Here is a 20,773-nt window from a genome sequence, read left to right as displayed (position 1 = left end):
TGACGTCGGCGTTCGGCGTTCAACGTTCGGCGTTCTCTTGAGGTAGCCGTCGACCTTCAGGTCGACGGTCAGTGATGTCCCCGGAAGATTGATCGTGGGTGTCCGGGCGTTGCAGTTTCCGCGACATGCCGCCGATGGCCGATTGCATCTTCTGCCCGCCCACTCATAGACATCAGCCACATTGCACTGATTTGGCTCGATCTCGGGCCCTCCCAGCGCGGCATCGCGCTTGCTTCTGATGATGCGTGTCGCCGCTGGCCTGCTGCGTGCTCGCCTTGCTCATGGGCTGCCTGGTCAGCGGCGCCGTGCCCCTGTCGCCAGAAACATCGGCACGCGTCCTCGTGCTCGGAGCCGGTGTCCTCATCATCTCGGCGCGCCTTGCGTGGGCGGGGCATGGCAGCGTCGCGCTGATGGCTGCCGCGGCGGCCATGGCTGGCGCCGGCGTGGCGATGGGCAATCGAGCCGACGCACTCCGATGGGCGCCGCCAGGTGTCGACGTGGTGGCCATGGAGCAGGCAACCGCACGGGGCGAGGCGCTGCGGGTCGACGGCGTCCTGCGACACGACGCATGGGTGTCACCTGGCGGCGGCGTCGCTCTCGACCTCGAGGTGACGAGAGTGCTGTGGACCGCTGCGTGGATCCCCGCGTCTCTCGGTGTCCGCGCAACGGTCGTCGGCGATTCGGCACTCGCCGCGCGCCTCGCCTGGACCCGCGGCCGCGTCGTCCGCGCCACGTTCGCCTCCCTGCGTCGTCCGTCGCCGTACCGCAACTTCGGCGTCCCCGATGCCGAGCGTGCGCTGGCACGCAGCGGGCTGCGCCTGTTTGCCACCATCAAGGCGGCATCGATGGTCGAGGCGACACCCGGACCCTGGTGGGAGGAGTGGGCGGCAGGGGCACGTGCCGGCATTCGTCGCGTCATCGCGATCCATGTCAGGGACCCGGCCGCCGCGGCGACGATGGCCGCGATTCTCATCGGTGATCGCAGCGGCCTGGACCCGGCGATCGTGCGCGACCTGCAGCATGCGGGCGTGTATCACGTCGTCGCGATCTCGGGCGGCAACGTCGCCATCTGGCTGGCAGTGCTGCTGTGCCTGCCGCGTGCCGCCGGCGCCGGCGTGCGCACTGGCCTGTGGTGGCTCGCGGCCGGCCTGATCGCCTTCACGGCGGTTGTCGACGGCGGCGCGTCGGTGGCGCGCGCCGTCACCGTCGCGGCCATCGTCCTGGCGGCGCGCTGGTGGGACGTCCGCACGCCGGCCATGCAGGCCCTCGTGGCGGCCGCGGGGCTGCAGTGGCTGCTCGATCCGCTCGCATGGCACGACGCGGGTTGTGTGCTGTCGTTCGGCGCCGCAGCCACGCTCGTGATACTCGCATCCGCGCCAGCGCAGCGGGAGCAGGCAGCGCGGCGCGGCGACGGTCGATGGAGGCGTCTTGCGAGTCCGATGCTGGCCCTCGCCGTCGCGACCCTCGCGATCGAGATGGTGCTGCTGCCGATTACGGCGCGCTGGTTCCACCTGGCCACGGCTGCGGGACTTGTGGCGAATGTCGTGGCCGTGCCCGCGATGGGCGTGGTGCAGTTGGCTGGCCTCGCGTTGATGCCCGCCGCGTTCGTGTCCGTCCCCGCGAGCGATGCCTTCGGCGTGGCTGCCACGTACGGCGTCCGTACCTTGCTCCGAAGTGCCGATGTCGTCTCCGTCGCGCCGTGGCTGGTACGTGAGGTCCCGCCGCCATCACTGCCGGTGCTGTGCCTGCATTACGGTTCGATCGCGGCTGCACTGTTCGCGTGGCTGCAGCGGCGACGCACGGTCGCGCTGTGGTGCGCCCTGCCGGCGGTCGGGTGCCTCGGCTGGATCGTGTCCGGAGGCATCGAACGGTCGGCCCCGGCGCCGTGGACATGGCGCGCCGCTGCGCGCTGGCAGCACGCAACCTGGCCAGCGGAACCGTGGTTGCTCGTGTCGGTTCTGGACGTGGGGCAGGGCGATGCCACACTGATTCGATTCCCCTCGGGCCGCACGTGGCTCGTCGATGCTGGAGGTAGTGTGACGGAGAGCTTCGACGTCGGCGCTCGCGTCACATCGCCCGCCTTGTGGGCACTGGGCGTCCGTCGCCTGGACCGCGTGCTGGTCACGCACGCGCACCCGGATCACGCCGCGGGGATGGCGACGGTCATCAGGCGATTCCAGCCGCGGGAAGTGTTGACGGGCATCGCTGCCGCCGGCGATGTGCTGCAGGCCGAAGTGGAGGCCGCAGCGACACTCGCGTCGGCGGGGCAGCGGTCGCTGGCAGCAGGCGAGTGGTTCGCCGACGGACCGGTGCGCGTCTCGGTGCTGCACCCGGAGCGACCGGACTGGGAGCGGCGACGCGTGCGCAACGACGACTCGGTCGTGTTGTGGGTACGCTTTGGCGACATCGGCGTGTGGCTGCCCGGCGACATCGGCGACGCGGTCGAAGCACGCATAGCGCCGCGCATCGCCGCAGCGCCGCTGACCGTACTGCGCCTTGCGCACCACGGCAGCGCGTCGTCTACGGGCGAGGCCATGCTCGAGGCGCTGCGGCCATCGCTCGCCATCGGATCGATGGCGCGTGGAAATCGCTTCGGGCATCCCGCGCCGCGTGTCGTCGCGCGGCTGCAGGCTCGGCGGGTGCCACTGCTGCGGACCGACGAGGACGGCGCGATTCAGCTGGCGACCAACGGCCGCGTCCTGCTCGTGCGGATGATGAGCGGCAGGGAGGGGAGCATCACCGCCGGTCCACCTCGTCGCGCTTGGTGGCTTGCCACGCCTCCTCCATCTCCTCGAGCGTCGCCTGTTCGAGCGGGAGCCCCGCAGTCGCCAGCCGTCTTTCCACCGATCCGAAGCGGCGGATGAACTTGAGGTTCGCGCGGCGGAGCGCGCTCTCCGCGTCCACGTCGAGCTTGCGCGCCAGGTTGGCGATCACGAACAGCATGTCGCCGATCTCGTCTTCGATCGCATCGCGATCACCAGTGGCGATGGCGGCGTGCACCTCGCGCGTCTCTTCGTCGAGTTTGTCGAGCACCGCCTCGGCCGTGGGCCAGTCGAAGCCGACCTTGGCGACGCGACTGCAGATCGCCCTCGCGCGGGCGAGGGCAGGCTCGGCCAGTGGGAGCCCATCGAGCACCGACGCCGGGGCGCGGCCTGCGTCGGCCTTTTCCTGCGCCTTGATCGCGTCCCACTGGTCCTTGACCTGGTCGGGTGTCAGGGTGGCGTCGCTTGCGAAGATGTGCGGATGCCGGCGAATCAACTTCGTGCTCACGGTCTCGAGTGCCGCGGTGACGTCGAAACCGCCCTCGTCCTTGCTGACCTGGGCGAGGAACACGCCCTCGAAAATCAGGTCGCCGACCTCCTCGCGCAGCCCGTCGGCATCCTCGCGCTCGATGGCATCCACCACCTCCGCGGCCTCCTCGAGCACGAACCGTGCAAGCGTCTTCAGGCTCTGTCCGCGGTCCCACGGGCAGCCGTCCGGAGCCCGTAGTCGCGCCATGATCTCGACGACTCTTGCAAATGCGGCACCGGCTTCGGCATGCGACATGGGCGTCAAGACCCGTATGCTAGCATCCGGAAATGAGCCAGCCGGACGCGTCGCTGACATTCGTGAGCTACATCTCGGGCCTCGTGCTGGCGGCATCGGTCTACATCGGTGATGAGCCCGATCCGATGACCGGGATACGATCGGTAAACCTCGTCTCCGCCGGCCACGCGATCGACGTGCTCACCATGCTCGAGGAGAAGACCAGGGGCAACCTGACCGACGACGAGCGACGGTTGCTCGAGAGCGCGGTTCACGAACTGCGCGCGAAGTACATGGAGGCCTCGAAGAGGGGCCCCTCCCGCATCGTCACTCCCTGAGCGTGCGCATCACGTTTCTCGGCACCGGCACCTCGCAGGGCGTCCCGATGATCGGGTGCACCTGCGCCGTCTGCCAGTCACCCGCACCCGAAGACAAGCGGTTTCGCCCCTCCATCGTCGTGACCCACGACGATGGGACGCAGGTGCTGGTGGACACGACGCCCGATTTGCGGAGCCAGGCGCTTGCGCAAGGGCTGACGCGGGTCGACGCCGTCGTCTACACCCACAGTCACGCGGACCACATCTTCGGCCTCGACGAGTTGCGGCGCTTCATCGCCCTGAAGGGCGGCGGGACGCTCACCGTCCACGGCGATGCCCATACGATCGACGAGCTCAGGCGCATGTTCGGTTACGCGTTCAGTTCGCCGGCCGAACTCGGAGGCGGTGTGCCGCGACTGGTGCCCGCCGTGGTGGACGGTCCCTTCGACATCGCCGGCACCACCTGGCTGCCGGTGCCGGTCCTGCACGGACGACGGCAGATTCACGGGTATCGAATCGGCGGCTTTGCCTACCTGACCGATTGCAGTCACGTCCCCGACTCGTCCTGGGCCCTGCTCGAGGGGCTGGACCTGCTGGTGATCGACGCGCTGCGGGAACGCGCGCACCCGACCCACTTCTCGCTGTCGGAAGCCGTCGTGGCGGCTCGGCGGTCCGGAGCCCGGCGCACGTTGTTCACGCACATGTGCCATGACCTCGGCCACGCCGAGACCAACGCGCACCTGCCAGAGGGCATGGCGCTGGCGTATGATGGCCTGTCGGTCACGCTGCCCGGCGCGTCAACATGACGGACGTACGACACGGCACGCGCCTCCGGGTGGAGGTGATTCGCTTTCCGGAAGACCCGCCGCGACCCGGCCGCTGGCCCTACCCGGTGGTGGCGCTCGGCAACTTCGACGGGTTGCATCGCGGCCACCAGAAAATCCTCGAGCGTGTCCGTCGCCAGGCCCGTGAGCGGCACGGGACGCCGCTGGTGATGACCTTCGACCCGCATCCCCCGCGGGTCCTGCGGCCCGACAAGGCGCCGCCCCTGCTGATGACCACGCCGCAGCGCATCGAGGCGCTGGCGCGAGCCGGGATGGAGGGTGTGGCCCTCGTCCACTTCGACCACGAGTTGTCGCGTCTCGATCCGGATACGTTCGTCCGTCGCGTCCTCGTGGAGTGGCTCGGCGTGGCTGAGGTCTGGGTCGGCGGCAACTTCCTGTTCGGACGCGATCGCACCGGCAACTTCTCGCTGCTGCGGGACCTCGGCCAGCTCTACGGATTTCGCGCCGAGAAGATCGATCCCGTGCGCTACAAGGACTTCGTGGTGAGCAGCACGCGGATCCGCCGGCTGGTCAGCGAGGGACGTGTCGACGAAGCTGGGGCCCTGCTCGGGCATCACTACTTCGTGGACGGCACGGTGGTGGCGGGAGCGGCGCGGGGCCGGCAGATCGGCTTCCCGACCGCCAACATCACCAGTGAGAACGAACTCCTTCCGCCGCACGGGGTGTACGCGACGACGTTGACGGTCGACGACCGCATTCACGCCGCCGTCACCAACATCGGCGTGCGGCCGACGTTCGAGGCCGAGGGCCGGGTGAGCGTGGAGACACACCTGCTCGACGTCAACCCCGACCTCTACGGCACGCGTGTGCGCCTCGCATTCGTGCAGCGGTTACGCGGCGAACAGGCCTTCAACGGCGTGGATGCCCTGGTCCGGCAAATCCGCGAGGATGTGGCGACGGCGCGGTCCGTCTTCGAGCGCTTTTCGCTATAGAATCGCTCGTGTATGACAGAGCCCCGCGACGCTGCGCCTGCCCTGCCGCTGGCGGTGACATACGCACCGGATGGACGCCTGGGGGACGCGGTGCGGGCCCTGGTCGGTCGCATCGGGGCGCTGGCCGGGGATTCGCCGCACGCGCAGCGTTTCGCGGCCGCGGTGCAGGCGGTGGTGACCTGGCTCATCGAACATCGCGCCGCTGTCGCCGGTGACGTCGCCATGGTCTTCGACCGCGACGGCGACCGCCTGCGAGGCGACCTGCGCTGGGCGGCGTCGGGCGACACGCCCGCGGTACCGGCGCTGGCCGAGGCTTCCTCACCGGACGTGGAACTCGCGTGCGATGTCTCGGGCGGTGAGGTGAGCTGTCGGGTGTCCTGCCGTTGCGCCTGAACGCGCTGGTGTTGCCGGGGGCCCGCGAAGGCCGAGCTGGGACAGCCGGCCCTACCATCGTCGCCAGGTAGGGCCCGCTCTCCGAGCGCGGCCCGACGCTCTGGGACAGCCCGATGCTACCCTCGGCGGTTCCCGATTCCCGATTCCCGGTTCCCGCTCTCGTTCGTGTCTACCGCATGCGCCTCTACAACACGCTCTCTCGACAGGAAGAAGAGTTCGTCCCGCAGCGCGATGGCGTCGTGCGCATGTATGCGTGCGGACTCACCGTGTACGCCCGCGGGCACATCGGCAACTTCCGCACCTTCCTCGCGGTGGACCTGCTACGTCGCACGCTGCGTCACGTCGCCGGCTTCACGGTGCACCACGTCACCAACTTCACCGACGTCGACGACAAGACCATCGCCGAGTCGCAGAAGGCAGGCGTGCCGCTGCGCGAATACACGACGCGTTACATCGACGCGTTTCGTGAGGACGCCACCGCGCTGGGGCTCGAACCGGCCGAGGACACGCCGCGCGCCACCGACCAGGAGAACATGGTCGCGATGGCCGACATGATCGCGTCGCTCGAGGAGCGCGGCCACACCTACCGGAGCGACGGCTCGATCTACTTCAAGATCTCGACGCTGCCTCGGTACGGGCAACTCGCCAGGCTCGATCAGGCCGGCATGATCAGCGGCGCCCGCGTGGACAGCGACAAGTACGAGAAGGAAGACGCCCGCGACTTCGTCCTCTGGAAGGCCACCAAGCCGGACGAGCCGACATGGGACTGCGGCGTCGGTCCTGGTCGCCCCGGCTGGCACATCGAATGCTCGGCGATGGCGCTGCGGCTGCTCGGGCCTGCACCGATCGACATCCACTGCGGTGGCGTCGACCTGATCTTCCCGCACCACGAGAACGAGATCGCCCAGGCGGAGGGCGCGACCGGTGTCCAGTTCTCGCGGTTCTGGTACCACGTCGAGCACCTGCTCATGGACGACGGCGAGAAGATGTCGAAGTCGGTGGGCAACGTCTTCACGATCCGCGACATCCTCGACCAGGGCTATCGCGCGTCGGCGCTGCGATACCTGCTGATCTCGGTCCACTACCGCAAACAACTGCGGTATTCGTGGGCGACGCTCCAACAGGCCGAAGAGGCCGTCAAGCGGCTGTACGACTGCATCGGCCGTCTCGAGCGGGTCAAGCATGGCTCCGGCGCAGACGGTTGGGAAGCGCGGCTCGACGCGGCGCGCAGCGACTTCCACGACAAGCTCCAGGCCGACGTGAACGTGCCCGGCGCGCTGGGAGCGGTGTTCGAACTGCTGCGGGAAGCCAACGCAGCCATCGACGCGGGCACGCTGACTCGCGCCCAGGCCGACGCCACGCTCGCGTTCTTCGATGACGGCGACAAGGTACTTGGCGTCATCGCGCTGCGGCGCCAGGAAGAAGCTGCGCCGCCGATTCCCCAGGACGAGCTCGACGCGCTGATGGAAGCCCGCGTCCAGGCCCGCCGCATGCGCAACTTCGCCGAGGCCGACCGCATCCGCACCGACCTGGACGCGCGTGGCGTGATCCTCGAGGACAGCGCCACGGGGACGATCTGGAAGCGCAAATGAGCACGCTGCCGCAAGTGCCGCACTTCCAGACATCCTTGCCCGGGCCAAACGCGAAGGCGATCATCACGCGCGACGGCATCGTCGTCTCGCCGTCGTACACGCGCGGTTATCCCTTCGTCATCGCGCGTGGCGAGGGGTCGATGGTGGAGGACGTCGACGGCAACGTGTTCCTCGATTGCGCTGCCGGCATCGCGGTGAACTCGACCGGGCACTCGCACCCGGACGTCGTCGCCGCGATCGTCGACCAGGCGGGTCGCTACCTGCACATGTCCGGAACCGACTTCTACTACGAACTGCAGGTGCAGCTCGCCGAGGTGCTGTCGGAGATTGCGCCGATGCCGGGCCCGTGCCGGTCGTTCTTCGGCAACTCCGGTGCGGAGGCCAACGAGGCGGCGATCAAGCTGGCGCGCTATCACTCGAAGCGCCCGTTCCTCATCGCGTTCATGGGCTCCTTCCACGGCCGGACGCTGGGAGCGCTGTCGCTCACGGCGAGCCGCGCCGTGCAGCGCAAGGGCTTCGGGCCGGTGACCGCACCCGGTGTGTTCCACGTGCCGTATCCCGACGTCTATCGCGCCGGTCCAGGCGCGGTGGAGCAGTCGCTCGAGTTCCTCGAGGAACGGACCTTCGTGCACCTGGTGGCGCCCGACGAGGTGGCGGCGATCGTCGTCGAGCCGATCCAGGGGGAGGGCGGGTATCTCGTGCCGCCGCCCGAGTTCCTGCAGCGACTGCGGGAGCTAGCCGATCGCCACGGCATCCTGCTGATCGTCGACGAGGTGCAGGCCGGCATGGGGCGCACGGGCCGCATGTTCGCGACCGAGCACAGCGGTGTGCAGCCCGACATCATCACGATGGCCAAGGGGATTGCATCGGGCCTGCCGCTCGGCGTGGCGACTGCGCGGGCCGGCCTGATGGACTGGACCCCCGGCGCGCACGCCAGCACCTTCGGCGGCAATCCCATCTCCTGCGCAGCGGCGTTGACGACGATCCGGCTGCTGCGGGAACAGCTCGTGGCCAACGCGGCCGACGTCGGTGGCTACCTGCTCGAGGGCCTGCGCGAGTTGCAGCACAAGCACGCGATCATCGGCGACGTCCGCGGCAAGGGCCTGATGATCGGCATCGAACTCGTGCAGGATCGGATCACCAAGGTGCGTGCCACGGTCGAGCGCGACCGCGTCGTCGACGCAGCGTTCGCGCGAGGGCTGCTCATCCTTGGCGCAGGGCGCAACACGCTGCGCCTGTCACCGCCGCTCGTCCTCACGCGGGCACAGGCGTGCATCGCCATCGACATCCTCGACGAGTCGATCGCCGCCGTGGCCCACGCCGCGTTGTGAAGGTAGGGCCGGCTCTCCGACTTGCCCCACCGTAGCCTTGGCGGAGGTGGAGCCCGGCCCTGACGTAGCCGCCGGCGTGTGTCGGGCGCCTGACGACGATGTGCTGAGCGGTCTGTTCCGGTTCCGTGTTCAGAACCTGACGCGAGCGCCGAGCATGATCGGAAATGACCAGCGCGAGCTCTCGGAGTTGATGTCGCGCAGTCCTTCTTCCACGAGCCAGTCCACGTCGGACAGGCCGCCCATGAAGCGCAGACCGACTTCTCCCATGACTTCGATCGGGCCGACGCCGACGAGCACGCCAGCGGTTGGCCCGAAGCTGAAGGCCCACGACTTCTCGAAGAACTTGCCGTCCTGGGCGACATAGCCGGGGACGAAACCGTTCGGGATGTCCACGAACTCACCGCGGATGTCGTCGAAGCGATTCAGGCCAATGACGTAGCCGACAAAGGGCGTGAACCGCGTTTGGACGAAGTAGAAACGCTGCCCGCCCTCGATGCCCCAGTAGTTGTAGTCGCCGAACTTGACGTAGATCGGCGTGCCGGCGGTCCCCACCGTGCCGACGTCGACGACTTCGGAGGAACTCCGCGAGATCACGAAGTTGAGCACGGCCTCGTTGCGTGGGCTCATCCGATACCCCACGCCGACCTTCAACAGCCCCATGCGCCCGTACGTCTCGTCGAACGTGGTCTCGTCGAGGCGGATCGGTACGCCTCCGGTGGTGCTGCCGTTGGCCTGCTCGATCATTTTGCCGCTGAACTGGTTGTCGACGCCAAACAGCACCGACAGCGTGAGCCGGTGCCGGAGCGTGTCGGGATCGGGGTCGTCCACGATGGGCATCGGCGCCGCGGCCGGCTGCACGGTTGCCACAACGCCCGTGACAATCTCCATCGTCTCGGACCAGCTCACGTCGACGCGGTCGCCCACGGCAACCGTGCGCAGCAAGGCGAGGTCGGCCGGATCGACAACCTGGCGTGTGAACGAGCGGCCCGACCGACCAGTGAACGTGACGGTGCTGGTGGCGACGTCGACGGCGGCGATCGTGACGGTGGCCGTGCGCATGCGCGAGGTCGGCTCGACCGAGTCGACGATCGGCTCACCCGCAGGCTTCTGTCGTAGCCTGATAGCGTCCGAGTAGGTCACCGTGAGGACCTGCCCGACGCGAATGGCGTCCACCTCGGCCTGGGGCACGTTCGGCGGGAACTCCCACGTCGCCGAGACCCCGTCGTTACCGCGCGTAGTGACGAGGCGAGACGTCGGGTCCAGCGCCGTCACGGTGCCGGTGTAGGTGATGTGGGCCGTCCGCGTGAGTGGCTGCCCCGGCGCGGGCTGAGCTGCCGAGTTCGCCGCCGCCGTGAGCAGCGCGGCGAGCAGGCACACGACCCGAGTAAGCGTGTTCAACGTCTTTCGTCCTTTCGACTTCACAATCTGTCGTCACTCTCGCCATCGGGCGGCGCGGCCCGAGCCGCAGGTGCGCCATCGGGGGGGTGGCTGCCGCACCGCCGCAGGACGGTACGGCTTCAGGCTAGGTCCGTCGGGCGCTACCGTCCACTGTCTCTTGGTGCGGGGGAACGCGCTGTAGCGCTGGAAGGGGCACTCACGCGGGGCGAAGGATATGATGACGGCGCTTGCACAGCCCGGGAGAGTACTGATGAATCGCCGCACGATCTTGACGGGCGCTGCCAGCGCCATTGCCGCAGGTGTCGCCACCAGGTTGTCCGCTGCTGCCGGCGGCCCGACGGCGAGTCCCGACGTCCTCGGGCAGGGCGCCTTCCGCTACCGGCAGGTGCACGGCTGGGGCTGGCTCGATCGCGCGACGACGCCGGTGGAGGACTGCCACGCGATCACCGAGAACCGCGAGGGGCAGATCGTCCTGCTGACCAACGACAAGCGCAACAACATCATCACGTACAAGAAGGACGGGTCGTTTGTCGCCAAGCGCGAGGACCGTTTCCCGGCCGCACACGCGCTGGAGTTCCGCCAGGATGGGCGCGGCGATGAACTGCTGTGGGTCACCGATCACCAGTTGTCGGTGATCTCGCTGCTGACCCCGGACGGTCGCGAGGTCAAGCGCCTGAACCCGGACGCGCTGTCGGCAAAGTACCCCGACATCACGAAATACCACGCGACCAACGTGGCGGTGATGAAGGCGGGCGACTTCTACATCAGCGACGGATACGGTTCGCACTTCATCCACCACTTCGATCCCGACTGGACGTACATCCAGACCTTCGGGGGGGCGGGGACGGCGCCGGAAAACCTGAAGCAGCCGCACGCAATCTGGCTGGACACGCGCCGCGGGACCGAGGACCTGCTGGTGTGCGACCGGGCCAACGCGTTGCTCAAGTGGTTCTCGCCGAAGGGCGAGTTGCTTCGCACCGTGGCGGTGCCCGGATCGCAGCCGAGCAACATCGCGCCGATGGCCGACAACCACATCGCCATCGCCAGCCTCAACGCGATGATCCTGATCCTCGACGGCCAGGACAAGGTCGTGTCCGTGGTGGGCGGCGAGGCTCCGGTCTACGAGAACGGCGCGCTCAAGCCGCTCGTGCCCTTCAACGCGACGCTCAACCACCCGCACGACGTGTACGTCGACAAGGGCGGTTCGCTGTACGTCGCGCAGTGGAACTCCAACCGCAGCTACCCGTTGAAGTTCGATCGCGTGAAGGCCTGAGATGTAGGCGGTAGGCCGCCGGCTGTAGGCCGTGGCGGCCGGCCGTAGGTCCGCTCGGCGGTCTCACGGCTCCGGCGGCGGTTCTGGAGGCTTCCGGGCCGACAGCAGCGCCGCCACCAGCACGAGGGCGACGGCCAGTCCGATGATCGCGAGCAGGGTCGTTATGAAGGCCACGTCACAGCTTCAGGAAGATCCGGCGTTTGTACATCCAGCCACAGATCGCGATCCACAGCAGCGCGTAGACACTCGAGTGCACGAGTGACGCGAGCGGCACCGAAGGGATGAGTGCCCCGAAGACGTGCACCTGTGCCCAGCCCCACGCGGAAGTGCGGGTGCCATCGCTCGCGGCGACCGTCCACACGTGGAGCAGCTTGGCCGCCAGGCCGGACGCCAGGTACGCGAAGATGGCGTTGGTCCCCAGCACCACGAACGGCATCGTCCAGCGCGGGACGTCGACGGCACGGCGCCCCAGGTCCACGAGCCAGATGCATGTTGCAAGCGACAGGAACGCCAGACCGGCCGTGTAGAGCACGTAGCTGCTCGTCCACAGCATCTTGTTGATGGGGAATACGAGCGCATTGGTGACGCTCGGCTCGCCGATGATGCCGAGCCCGATCGGCGGCTGGAACCCACCCCAGACCCACCCGAGAATCACGCCGGCCACGCCTGCGAGCACGAGGCGCCATGTTGCCGCAACGGTGACGCCCGCCTCCAGGATCCACGCGGCCAGCACGCCGGCCTGCAAGGTGACGATCGACGGCAGTGACGAGAGCAGCCCGTTGGCGTCCCACGTGTGATTGCCGTAACCGAGATGACGGCCCATCGTGAGCTGGTCGACCCAGGCGGCCCAGTTCTGCGACGCGAACTCGCCTGTCATCGGCACCACGCCAAGGCCCGGCACAGGAACGAACGCCAGTAGCACCCAGTAGCCGACCAGGAGCAGCGCCGCGATGATGCCCTGCTGCTTGCGCGTCGTGTAGAGCAGCAAGGCGGTGCCGGCGAAGTAGCAGAAGCCGATCCGCTGCAGCACGCCAGGAATGCGCACCGTGTCCAGCGTGGTGGAGAGGAACGGGAAGTTCTTCTCGAACATGCCAAGCGCGAACAGGATCAGCGCACGCGAGAAGGCGTGCCTCAGGATCTCCGCGTTGGATGCGCCCTGACGCCGGCGGCTGGCAATCGAGAAGGGGAGGGCAACTCCGACCATGAACAGGAAGAACGGGAAGATCCAGTCGGTCGGTGTCGCGCCGTGCCACGGCACGTGTTGCAGCGCCGCATAGCCCCCATCGTTGCCCTGCTTGTTGACGAGCATCATTGCGGCGATCGTCACGCCACGCAGCACGTCCAGCGACTGCAGGCGAGCGGGACGCGACACAGGCGATCCCAGCGTGGGGGCTACGGCAGCGGGAGACTCGAGTGAGGTCGTGGTCATCGGTGCGATCCGTGTGTCACCTGGTGGATGGACGCGGACGCGAGCCGGCCGTCCGCTCGGGCAGGGCAAAGGCCACGTACGTGTCGCCGGACTTCGTGCCCATCTTGCCGCCGCCGGCGGCGATCACGACGAACTGCCTGCCGTCGACGACATAGGTGGCTGGCGTGGCGTATCCGCCGGCAGGCAGCGAGGCCTCCCACAGTTGCTTGCCGTCGCGCATGTCGAAGGCGCGGAACTTCTCGTCGTTGGTGGCGCCGATGAACAGCACGCCCCCGGCGGTGATCGCCGGGCCGCCGTAGTTCTCCGTGCCGGTCGGCGGGGCCTTCGGTTGCCGCGCCTCGGGACGATCGCCCAGCGTGACTTGCCACTTGATCGTCCCGGCGCCGACGTCGACGGCGGTCAAGGTCCCCCATGGCGGCGCGACGCCCGGGTAGCCCTTGTCGTCCAGCAGTCGCGTGTAGCCGCCGAAGATGTAGGGGATGTCGGTCTGCACGTCGTCAGTCACCTTGGGGGCTTCCTTCGGCGCATCACCGAACAGGTACGCGATGATGTCCTTGCGCACGTCTTCGGGCAGCGAGGTGAACGGCGGCATCTGTCCGCGCCCGTACGCGACGACATCATTGACGGCTTCGCGGGGCTGCCGCTTGTCGATGTCGATGAGTCCGGGGATCGTGCGCGACGGATCGCCCTTCCGCTCGAGACCGTGACATGCCACGCAGTTGACCTGGTAGTGCCGTCGTCCGCGTGCCACCTGCGTGGTTTCCCTGGCCGCATCGATGGGCAGCATGTGCGTGATCCACGCCATGTTGTTGGCGTTGACAAAGAACGTGCCGGTCGCCGGATCGAACGCCTGGCCGCCCCACTCCGCGCCGCCATCGAAGCCGGGGAAGATGACCGTCCCTTCCTCACTCGGCGGCTGCCACTTGTGGAACGGCCTGGCGCCGATCAACTGCTTCTCGACGAACGCCCGCGCCTCAGGTGTGCGCGACGTGAGCGTGTCCGCGGAGAACTCCTGCCGCGCGATCGGCGGCAGCGTCGAACGTGGTTGCGTCGGCCACGACTGCTCGCCCTTGAGCGTGGTCTGCGGCACCGGTACCTCCTCGATGGGCCACAGCGGGGTGCCGGTCTCACGCTCGAACACGTACAGTTCGCCGGTCTTGGTCGCCTGCATCACGACGTCGACGCTGCGGCCGGACTTGGTGACGGTGCCGAGCACCGGCGCGGTGGGGAGGTCGCGATCCCACAGGTCGTGATGCACGAACTGGAAATGCCATACGCGCTCACCGGTATCTGCGCGGAGGGCAAGCAACGAGTTGGCGTAGAGGTTGGCGCCGTGGCGGTTGCCGCCCCAGAAGTCGAAGGCGGCCGATCCCGTCGGCACGAACACGAGTCCACGCGCCTCGTCCACGGCCATGCCGGCCCAGTTGTTGGCGGCGCCGATGCGCTGCCAGGCATCAGTCGGCCACGTGTCATGGCCTGCCTCTCCCGGGTGCGGGATCGTGTGGAAGATCCAACGGCGCTGACCCGTGCGTACGTCGAAGGCCCGCACGTGTCCAGGAGCCGCCCGGCCGGGCCCCTCCGAGAGCCGTGTCGGGACGATGATCAGGTCCTTGTAGATGCTGCCGGGCGTATTCGACAGCACGGACAGGCCGGTGGCATCGGCGTCGAGCCCGAGCCGCAAGTCGATGCGGCCCTGCTCACCGAAGCTGGCGATCGGTGTCCCCGTGTCCGCGTTGAGGGCGTAGAGATATGGGCCGGCGCCCATGAAGATGCGCTTGTCGGCTGCTTCTGCCCAGTAGGTCACGCCGCGATTGACGCCGAGCGAAGACGGTCCGTCGCCGTCGGGGCGCGCGAACGGATCGAAGACCCACTTCGGCGTCCCGGTGTCGGCGTCGAGGGCGAAGATCTTCAACTGGGCGGAGGAGGCATACAGCACGCCGTCCACCACGATCGGATTGCACTGGATCTGCGAGCGGTTGTCGGCGCGGCCGTCGCCGGTCTTGTACGTCCAGGCGACACGCAGGCGCTTGACGTTGGCCGGCGTGATGATGCCGGCGGGGGAGTGCTGCGTGTGGGCGGCATCGGCGCCGTGCGCACGCCAGTCCACGCGGGCCGCGCGCTGCTGTGTCCAGACGTGGGCGCAGGCCAGGGCCACGAGCGCGATGGTCAACAGGAATGGCAGTCGGCGGGGCATCGGGGAAGACGAGGTAGCTGGCGGACTCCAACGACGCTCGTAGGCGCCGGACGTGTCCGGCGCCATGGACACCGGTCCGGCAGTTGTCGCAGTGTACTGCACGATCCGGTACGATCCGGCCCATGACTGACACCCGTCCCGGCGGCGCCGCGTCGCGCCGCGCCTTCCTCGCCGCAGGCCTCGTGGCCCCGGCGGCCGCGGCCCTCGCTCCCACCGGCCTGCAGGCCCAGTCCCCTGCTGCCGCTGGTGCACGCCACTCGATCAAGCTCGGGGCCGTCACCTACAACATCGCCAAGGACTGGGATGTCCCGACGATCATCAAGAACTTCACCGCCGCCGGGCTCGATGGCGTCGAGTTGCGGACGACCCATGCCCACGGCGTCGAACCGTCGCTGTCGGCCGCGCAGCGCGCCGAGGTGCGCAAGCAGTTCGAAGGCTCGGCCGTGAAGATCGCGGGGCTCGGCACCACCTGCGAGTACCACTCGCCTGACCCGGCAGTCGTGCGGAAGAATATCGAGGAGACCAAGCAGTGGGTGCAACTGGCGAAGGACCTCGGCTGTCCCAGCGTCAAGGTGCGGCCGAATGGCCTCCCCAAGGACGTCCCCGAGGAGAAGACGCTCGAGCAGATCGGCCGCTCGATCCGCGAGTGCGCCCAGGCGGCAACCGAGGCCGGCGTCCGCATCCAGCTCGAGGTGCACGGCGCCGAGACCCAGCGCGTCCCCCGCATCGTCAAGATCCTGACCTACGCGGACCGGCACCCCGGGTTCTGGCTGTGCTGGAACTCGAACCCGACCGACCTGATGGACGGCGGCTTCGACAAGAACTTCGGGCTGCTCAAGTCGCGCATCGGCCAGGTCCACATGCGTGACCTCTACGTCGAGGAGTATCCCTGGCAGCGGCTGATCAACAACCTCCAGGACATGAAGTTCGAGGGGTACTGCTTCGCGGAACTCGGCGACATCTCGACCGACGGCGTGCGCGTCCTCAAGTACTTCCGCGGCATGTTCCGGCAGTTCGAGGGCATCGTCACGCCGCCGCTCACCGCGCCCAACGCCTGATCAGGATGTTGCCAGCATCCAGCATCCAGCATCCAGCGTCCAGCGTTAACCGTGAGTGGCAGTTCTCGCAATACGCTGCGAGTTGCCAGTTCGCAGATCCTGCACCTGCTGGCCGCAGCCCGATGTGGATTGAGCCCGGCGCGTGCCGGCCGGCGTTGGTAAGGTTCCTGCAACACATCATGGGCATGGCAGGCGCGCATGCCCATCACATCCCACCCATCCCGGTACATCCGCGGCAGCAACTGGGCCTGGACGGCGAAGCCGCGGCACGGGCAGCCCTGCGATCGCATGGCTACGTCATCCTCGCCGAGCGCTACCGCGTCGCCCACGGCGAAGTCGACATCGTCGCTCGCGACGACCAGACGATCGTGTTCATCGAGGTGAAGACGCGCCGGGCCGATGCGTATGGCGGTGGCGCGGCGGCGGTCACGTGGCGCAAGCAGCGGACGATCGTGCGGGTCGCGGAAGCCTTCATCGCCCGCGGCCGGCTCGCGCACCTGCCCTGCCGCTTCGACGTCGTCTCGGTGGAGTGGCCGCCGGGAGAAGGCCCACGTGCCGAGATCATCCGCGGCGCGTTCGACGCCAGATAGCTTGGACGAACGCTGAACGTCCTACCCCGAACGCCGACGCAGGTAGCGCCGGGCCGGGCTCGGAGAGCCGGCCCTACCTTCGGTCCCGATTCGCGATCCTGTGGCCGCCAGCCGGTACCCGATACCCGGCACCCGATACCCGGTTCGCGCTTCCCGGTTTCCGAACGAGGTGACAATGCGCCCATGTCTCCGTGGACGTGGCTCCTCGTGGCTGGGACGTTGGAAGTGGGGTGGGCGATCGGGCTCACGTACACGGACGGCTGGACACGGCTGTGGCCGTCACTCGCGACGCTGGCGCTGCTGGCGGCCAGCATGTACTGTCTCGCCGCCGCGGCGCGGACGCTGCCGATCGGCACGGCGTATGCCGTGTGGACAGGCATCGGGGCCGCCGGCACTGCCATCCTCGGCATGGTCCTGCTCGGCGAGCCGCGGACGGCCTGGCGGCTCACCAGCCTTGTGCTGATCCTGCTCGGCGTGGCCGGTCTCAAACTCGCGCGCTGAGCGCGCGTCCGATACCTCATTGCGTCGCAAAGCGTGTTCGAACGACGCGTCGAGTGTCGCTGGCGCCGCACTGCCACGCCGTCGCCGTCGGGCGCCCTGACAGGCTCCACGGTCAGCCCGCGGAGCGATTCGAAACGTGGCGCGGATGGCGAGAATGGCCCCTTCGGGGGTTGCGTGAGGCGCTGTGCCGTGTGCTATTATTCGTGGTCGCGGTCGCTCGGCATGAGCGGGAATAACTCAGTGGTAGAGTGCGACCTTGCCAAGGTCGAAGTCGCGGGTTCGAATCCCGTTTCCCGCTCCAACTCTCCGCCTCCCCTGACCGAGCGCTCCCACCTCAGGCTGGCGCCGTAGCCAAGTGGTAAGGCAGAGGTCTGCAAAACCTCCATCCCCGGTTCGAATCCGGGCGGCGCCTCCACCCTTCGCTCACGACTCGCGCGAAGGGTGCCCACCATAGCGCCGAAGGCGCGGAGGTGGGCTGACGGTACGCTCGAAGGGAGCTTCGGGTGGCAAGCCAAATTCTCGGTTCAAATTCGACGGAATGTGCTCCAGCAGCACGATCCGGCGCCTCGCAAACAATTGCGGCTCACTTCTGTGGATGCCGCATGAAGTTCCAGTCGCCGGAGAGCCGCTCCACCATGAACGGCGCCGGGTCTCGGTCCGGATCGACATTGAAGGCGTCACCGTCGGTTCCCATGACTTCCGGCTCCGGATCGGGCGCCCACCGAGAAACGTCGCATCAAATGACCTCGGGCTCGATCCTTCCGCCTGCGCCGCGGGCGTAGAGCCGACGATGTTCCTCAGGAGCCAGCGCGTGATACCTCCAACGGACGAAAGTGGTAGCGCACACGGCGCTGCTTCGCAGCAGTGGGCATCGATCGTTGCGTGCGCATCGCCTCAAAAACCCGCTTAAAGAAGTCGATCTGAGGACTTCGAGCGTTCGAGCGGAGGGTAATGGTGTCACCGAAATCGAGTAAGCGATAGTCAGGAGAACGGTACGCAGGCCATTGCGGCAGCCCTCCGCCGTTTGGATTCCCCGTCGGTGGTCGCGCCGGTGCTGGGAGATTTCCCGCCAAGCTCGCGACTTCGCGTTCCGTCCTATGGGGGCACGAACAACCAGCTGAAGGTACCGCTCCTCATTTGGTCGCTTCGGTCCCGCAGCCGACGACCCGAGGCTGTGCGCGATGGCGTGATGGAACAACCCTCGGGCCAGCGGAGAGACCATGACGAAAATCTGACTGGATGCGCCCGCCGATGAGCCGAACAAGCGGCTGGTCGTCGGACCGACAGTTCATCGCGTATGCCACTCGAGGATCGAATGTATGGATCCTTCCGTTGTTCGGCGATCGAAAACCGTTTCCGTTCGCCGACACGGAGTTCATTGAAGCGTCGGCCGTGTTCTCGCCGGATGGCCGATCGATCGCATACACGAGCAACGAGGGTGGCCAGACCGACGTCTATGTGCAGTCGTTCCCGGGCCGGGCGCGAAAACTCAAGTGTCGAGAGGCGGTGGGACCCATCCGGTGTGGCGAGCGGACGGTCGGGAACTGTTCTACCTCACGGCCGACGGGACGATGATCGCGGTCCCGGTCGGCGCCCGGCGTTCGTTCGACGCCGGGCGGCCGCAGCCCCTTTTTTCCAGCAAGGCATGGAGACTCACGGCGAACCAGGTCTACGCCGTGACCAGAGACGGGCAGCGATTTCTGGTTAACGCGACGCCGCAGCAGTCCAGCGGCGCGGCGCCGCTGACCGTCGTCCTCAACTGGACGACCGCGTTCGGGAAATGATCGACGCAGCGGCGGAGAGACTCGGCGAGAAGGAACCCTTAGAGTAGTCCAGATGTAGTCCAAGGGCGCCCAAATACCGGGTAACGAGGGGATGCTGGACCGACCAGAGACCAGCACGAGACCCGACGCTAACCAACCTGTTCACCGATTCGGATCAAGTCCACCTCGCCAGCGCGCGGCGGATGAGCGGCGTCAGGAGCCTCATGCGATCAACTCGATCCGAATACGGTTACCAGCCTTGGCGAGCGGTCCGTCGCAGGTGACGATCGCCGCCTCCATCGCCTCTGCAAGAGCGACGTATACGGCGTCGTATGCACTCACGTTGTCTCGTAGCTTCCACGCGCGCGCCAGGAGATCGAGATGCGCGTGGCGGTGGAGATCGAGGTCGCTGAGATCGGCAATCACCTCGTCGGCGCGGCTGGGAGAGACTTCGCCCAATCGCACGAGGCGTCGCAGGGCTTGAAGCACCTCCACGTCGACCAGGTGCGGCGCATGAAGCTCGTCCCGGTCGCGAAAGAGGCGCGCCTCGACCCGAGTGCCAAGCGCAGTTTGGAGGAGGAACTCCAGCATCGCCGACGCATCGACGACGATCACGCCGATTCGCGCTCGTCGCGGATGACGGTGGCGGCTGGCGTCTTCAACGTCACACGCCTACGACTGTGGAGCCTGGCCAGCATCTCGTCACGTGTGGGACGTGTGGCCAGCCGCTCCAACTCGGCCAGCAGATAGTCGGACAGCGTCTGTCCGGCATCGGCCGCTCGGGCTTTCAGCTTACGGTGCAGCGCGTCCGGCACGTTGCGAACCTGGACCATTCGTGACATGTAATCAGCATGCGCGCATGTGCGTCGCATGTCAACGTGAGCTCAAGAGGGTCCCGGTTTCGGAAGCAATGATGATCGAGAACTTCCACTGAGTCCCTCGACCCGTCATTCATTCTGCTCGTTGTCGCGACGCGATGGCTCCACCTGCTGGGTCACGGTCGGCAGCCCTTTGTCGGAAGAGTGAAAGACGAGGCACTCGGTCGCGAGCTGAATCGGGTCCCCATCGCGGAGGGTGACTCGCCCTCGGACCGGGTTGTCGCAGACCAGGGTGCCGTTCTTGCTCCCGAGATCCTCGAGCGACGCCACGCCGTGCTCGACCACGACCTGCGCGTGCCGCCGCGAAACGCCGGCCACGTCGAGCCAGAAGGTCGAATCGGGATCACGGCCGATCATCGTGATCCCCTCCGGCAGCGGGATGCGCCGCGGCCCGGACTCCAGCCAGCAGGTTGCACCGAACGCCGGTTTCGATGGCGCGCCCGCCTGCGCCGGGTCCGCGAAGGCGTAGCCGACACGATGCGCGGTCCGGACGATCGCGCCCTGGTGATCGTCGTGCAGTGCGCGGCGAAGCTCTTTCACCAGACCCACGAGCGTCGCATCCGACACGAAGGTGTCGGGCCACAGGCGCACGTGAATCTCCGGCTTGGGCACGACCGATGGCGCCCGCTCGATCAGCAAGGCCAGGAGGTCGAACGCTTTCGGCGTGAGGTGCACGTTCGCGCCGTCGCGCACGAGCTGACGGCGGTCGGCGTGGAAGGTGAACGCGCCGAATCGTCGGTCCGCCATCAATCCC

General features: G+C 67.7%; 18 protein-coding genes, 2 tRNA genes and 1 pseudogene. 14 read left to right on the top strand and 7 right to left on the bottom strand.

Features of this window, described 5'->3' with window-relative positions; genetic code table 11:
- Positions 1–281: 281 nt before the first annotated feature.
- Positions 282–2,480, top strand: a pseudogene (locus LuPra_RS33395) (ComEC/Rec2 family competence protein); the annotation flags it as partial.
- A 256-nt stretch (positions 2,481–2,736) separates the two neighbouring features.
- Here LuPra_RS33395 and mazG read toward each other — a convergent pair.
- Positions 2,737–3,546, bottom strand: a complete 810-nt coding sequence (mazG, locus tag LuPra_RS33390; RefSeq protein ID WP_110172708.1) for a nucleoside triphosphate pyrophosphohydrolase — start codon at positions 3,544–3,546, stop codon at positions 2,737–2,739.
- A 32-nt stretch (positions 3,547–3,578) separates the two neighbouring features.
- On the opposite strand from mazG, the gene LuPra_RS21825 reads away from it, so the two are divergent.
- The 6 genes from LuPra_RS21825 (at position 3,579) to LuPra_RS21800 (ending at position 8,935) form a co-directional block, all read left to right on the top strand.
- The gene (locus LuPra_RS21825) at positions 3,579–3,863 is read left to right on the top strand and encodes a DUF1844 domain-containing protein (RefSeq protein ID WP_110172707.1); all 285 of its coding nucleotides are present in this window, start codon (positions 3,579–3,581) and stop codon (positions 3,861–3,863) included.
- 2 nt (positions 3,864–3,865) lie between these two features.
- Positions 3,866–4,648: an MBL fold metallo-hydrolase gene (locus LuPra_RS21820; RefSeq protein ID WP_234800501.1), complete on the top strand. Its 783-nt coding sequence runs from the start codon at positions 3,866–3,868 to the stop codon at positions 4,646–4,648.
- The gene (locus tag LuPra_RS21815) at positions 4,645–5,619 is read left to right on the top strand and encodes a bifunctional riboflavin kinase/FAD synthetase (RefSeq protein WP_110172706.1); all 975 of its coding nucleotides are present in this window, start codon (positions 4,645–4,647) and stop codon (positions 5,617–5,619) included. Before LuPra_RS21820 ends, LuPra_RS21815 begins: the two co-directional genes overlap by 4 nt.
- A 12-nt stretch (positions 5,620–5,631) precedes the next feature.
- A complete protein-coding gene (locus tag LuPra_RS21810) occupies positions 5,632–6,012 on the top strand; it encodes a hypothetical protein (RefSeq protein WP_110172705.1) in 381 nt (126 codons plus the stop codon).
- A 176-nt stretch (positions 6,013–6,188) separates the two neighbouring features.
- On the top strand, positions 6,189–7,604 hold the full coding sequence (cysS, locus tag LuPra_RS21805; RefSeq protein WP_110172704.1) for a cysteine--tRNA ligase: 1,416 nt from the start codon (positions 6,189–6,191) through the stop codon (positions 7,602–7,604).
- Positions 7,601–8,935 carry an acetyl ornithine aminotransferase family protein gene (locus LuPra_RS21800; RefSeq protein WP_110172703.1) on the top strand — a complete coding sequence of 445 codons (1,335 nt, stop codon included), beginning with the start codon at positions 7,601–7,603 and terminating at the stop codon, positions 8,933–8,935. Before cysS ends, LuPra_RS21800 begins: the two co-directional genes overlap by 4 nt.
- A gap of 129 nt (positions 8,936–9,064) precedes the next feature.
- On the opposite strand, the gene LuPra_RS21795 is transcribed toward LuPra_RS21800, so the two are convergent.
- A complete protein-coding gene (locus tag LuPra_RS21795) occupies positions 9,065–10,333 on the bottom strand; it encodes a hypothetical protein (RefSeq protein ID WP_157899523.1) in 1,269 nt (422 codons plus the stop codon).
- Between the two features lie 250 nt (positions 10,334–10,583).
- Between LuPra_RS21795 and LuPra_RS21790 the strand changes: the two genes are divergently transcribed.
- On the top strand, positions 10,584–11,606 hold the full coding sequence (locus LuPra_RS21790; protein WP_110172701.1) for an NHL repeat-containing protein: 1,023 nt from the start codon (positions 10,584–10,586) through the stop codon (positions 11,604–11,606).
- Between the two features lie 175 nt (positions 11,607–11,781).
- On the opposite strand, the gene LuPra_RS21785 is transcribed toward LuPra_RS21790, so the two are convergent.
- Both LuPra_RS21785 and LuPra_RS21780 read right to left on the bottom strand, forming a co-directional pair.
- Positions 11,782–13,035 (bottom strand): acyltransferase family protein, encoded by a 1,254-nt coding sequence (locus LuPra_RS21785; protein WP_110172700.1) that lies wholly within the window; start codon positions 13,033–13,035, stop codon positions 11,782–11,784.
- A 16-nt stretch (positions 13,036–13,051) separates the two neighbouring features.
- Entirely contained in the window at positions 13,052–15,229 is a 2,178-nt protein-coding gene (locus LuPra_RS21780; RefSeq protein WP_110172699.1) for an outer membrane protein assembly factor BamB family protein, read from the bottom strand.
- Positions 15,230–15,351: 122 nt separating this feature from the next.
- On the opposite strand from LuPra_RS21780, the gene LuPra_RS21775 reads away from it, so the two are divergent.
- From LuPra_RS21775 to LuPra_RS21740, 6 genes are all read left to right on the top strand, one after another.
- Positions 15,352–16,287 (top strand): sugar phosphate isomerase/epimerase family protein, encoded by a 936-nt coding sequence (locus tag LuPra_RS21775; RefSeq protein WP_234800500.1) that lies wholly within the window; start codon positions 15,352–15,354, stop codon positions 16,285–16,287.
- Between the two features lie 122 nt (positions 16,288–16,409).
- Positions 16,410–16,877: a YraN family protein gene (locus tag LuPra_RS21770; protein WP_234800499.1), complete on the top strand. Its 468-nt coding sequence runs from the start codon at positions 16,410–16,412 to the stop codon at positions 16,875–16,877.
- A gap of 183 nt (positions 16,878–17,060) precedes the next feature.
- Positions 17,061–17,378, top strand: a complete 318-nt coding sequence (locus tag LuPra_RS21765; protein WP_110172698.1) for a DMT family transporter — start codon at positions 17,061–17,063, stop codon at positions 17,376–17,378.
- Positions 17,379–17,604: 226 nt separating this feature from the next.
- Positions 17,605–17,679, top strand: a tRNA-Gly gene (locus LuPra_RS21760).
- Positions 17,680–17,719: 40 nt separating this feature from the next.
- A tRNA-Cys gene (locus LuPra_RS21755) sits at positions 17,720–17,793 on the top strand.
- A gap of 1,105 nt (positions 17,794–18,898) precedes the next feature.
- On the top strand, positions 18,899–19,162 hold the full coding sequence (locus LuPra_RS21740; protein ID WP_162271256.1) for a hypothetical protein: 264 nt from the start codon (positions 18,899–18,901) through the stop codon (positions 19,160–19,162).
- A gap of 201 nt (positions 19,163–19,363) precedes the next feature.
- Here the strand turns inward: LuPra_RS21740 and LuPra_RS21735 are convergent, their stop codons facing one another.
- The 3 genes from LuPra_RS21735 to LuPra_RS21725 form a co-directional block, all read right to left on the bottom strand.
- Positions 19,364–19,756 (bottom strand): type II toxin-antitoxin system VapC family toxin, encoded by a 393-nt coding sequence (locus LuPra_RS21735; RefSeq protein ID WP_201792163.1) that lies wholly within the window; start codon positions 19,754–19,756, stop codon positions 19,364–19,366.
- Positions 19,753–19,983 carry a FitA-like ribbon-helix-helix domain-containing protein gene (locus tag LuPra_RS21730; RefSeq protein WP_169812026.1) on the bottom strand — a complete coding sequence of 77 codons (231 nt, stop codon included), beginning with the start codon at positions 19,981–19,983 and terminating at the stop codon, positions 19,753–19,755. The genes LuPra_RS21735 and LuPra_RS21730 overlap by 4 nt, the downstream gene beginning before the upstream one ends.
- Before the next feature lie 105 nt (positions 19,984–20,088).
- Positions 20,089–20,766, bottom strand: a complete 678-nt coding sequence (locus tag LuPra_RS21725) for an FHA domain-containing protein (protein ID WP_110172693.1) — start codon at positions 20,764–20,766, stop codon at positions 20,089–20,091.
- Between the last annotated feature and the right edge of the window lie 7 nt (positions 20,767–20,773).

The organism is Luteitalea pratensis, assembly GCF_001618865.1.
In the GTDB taxonomy this organism is placed as follows: domain Bacteria; phylum Acidobacteriota; class Vicinamibacteria; order Vicinamibacterales; family Vicinamibacteraceae; genus Luteitalea; species Luteitalea pratensis.
The sequence above is the reverse complement of the archived record's forward strand: the minus strand, read 5'-3'. Positions and strand labels throughout refer to the sequence as shown.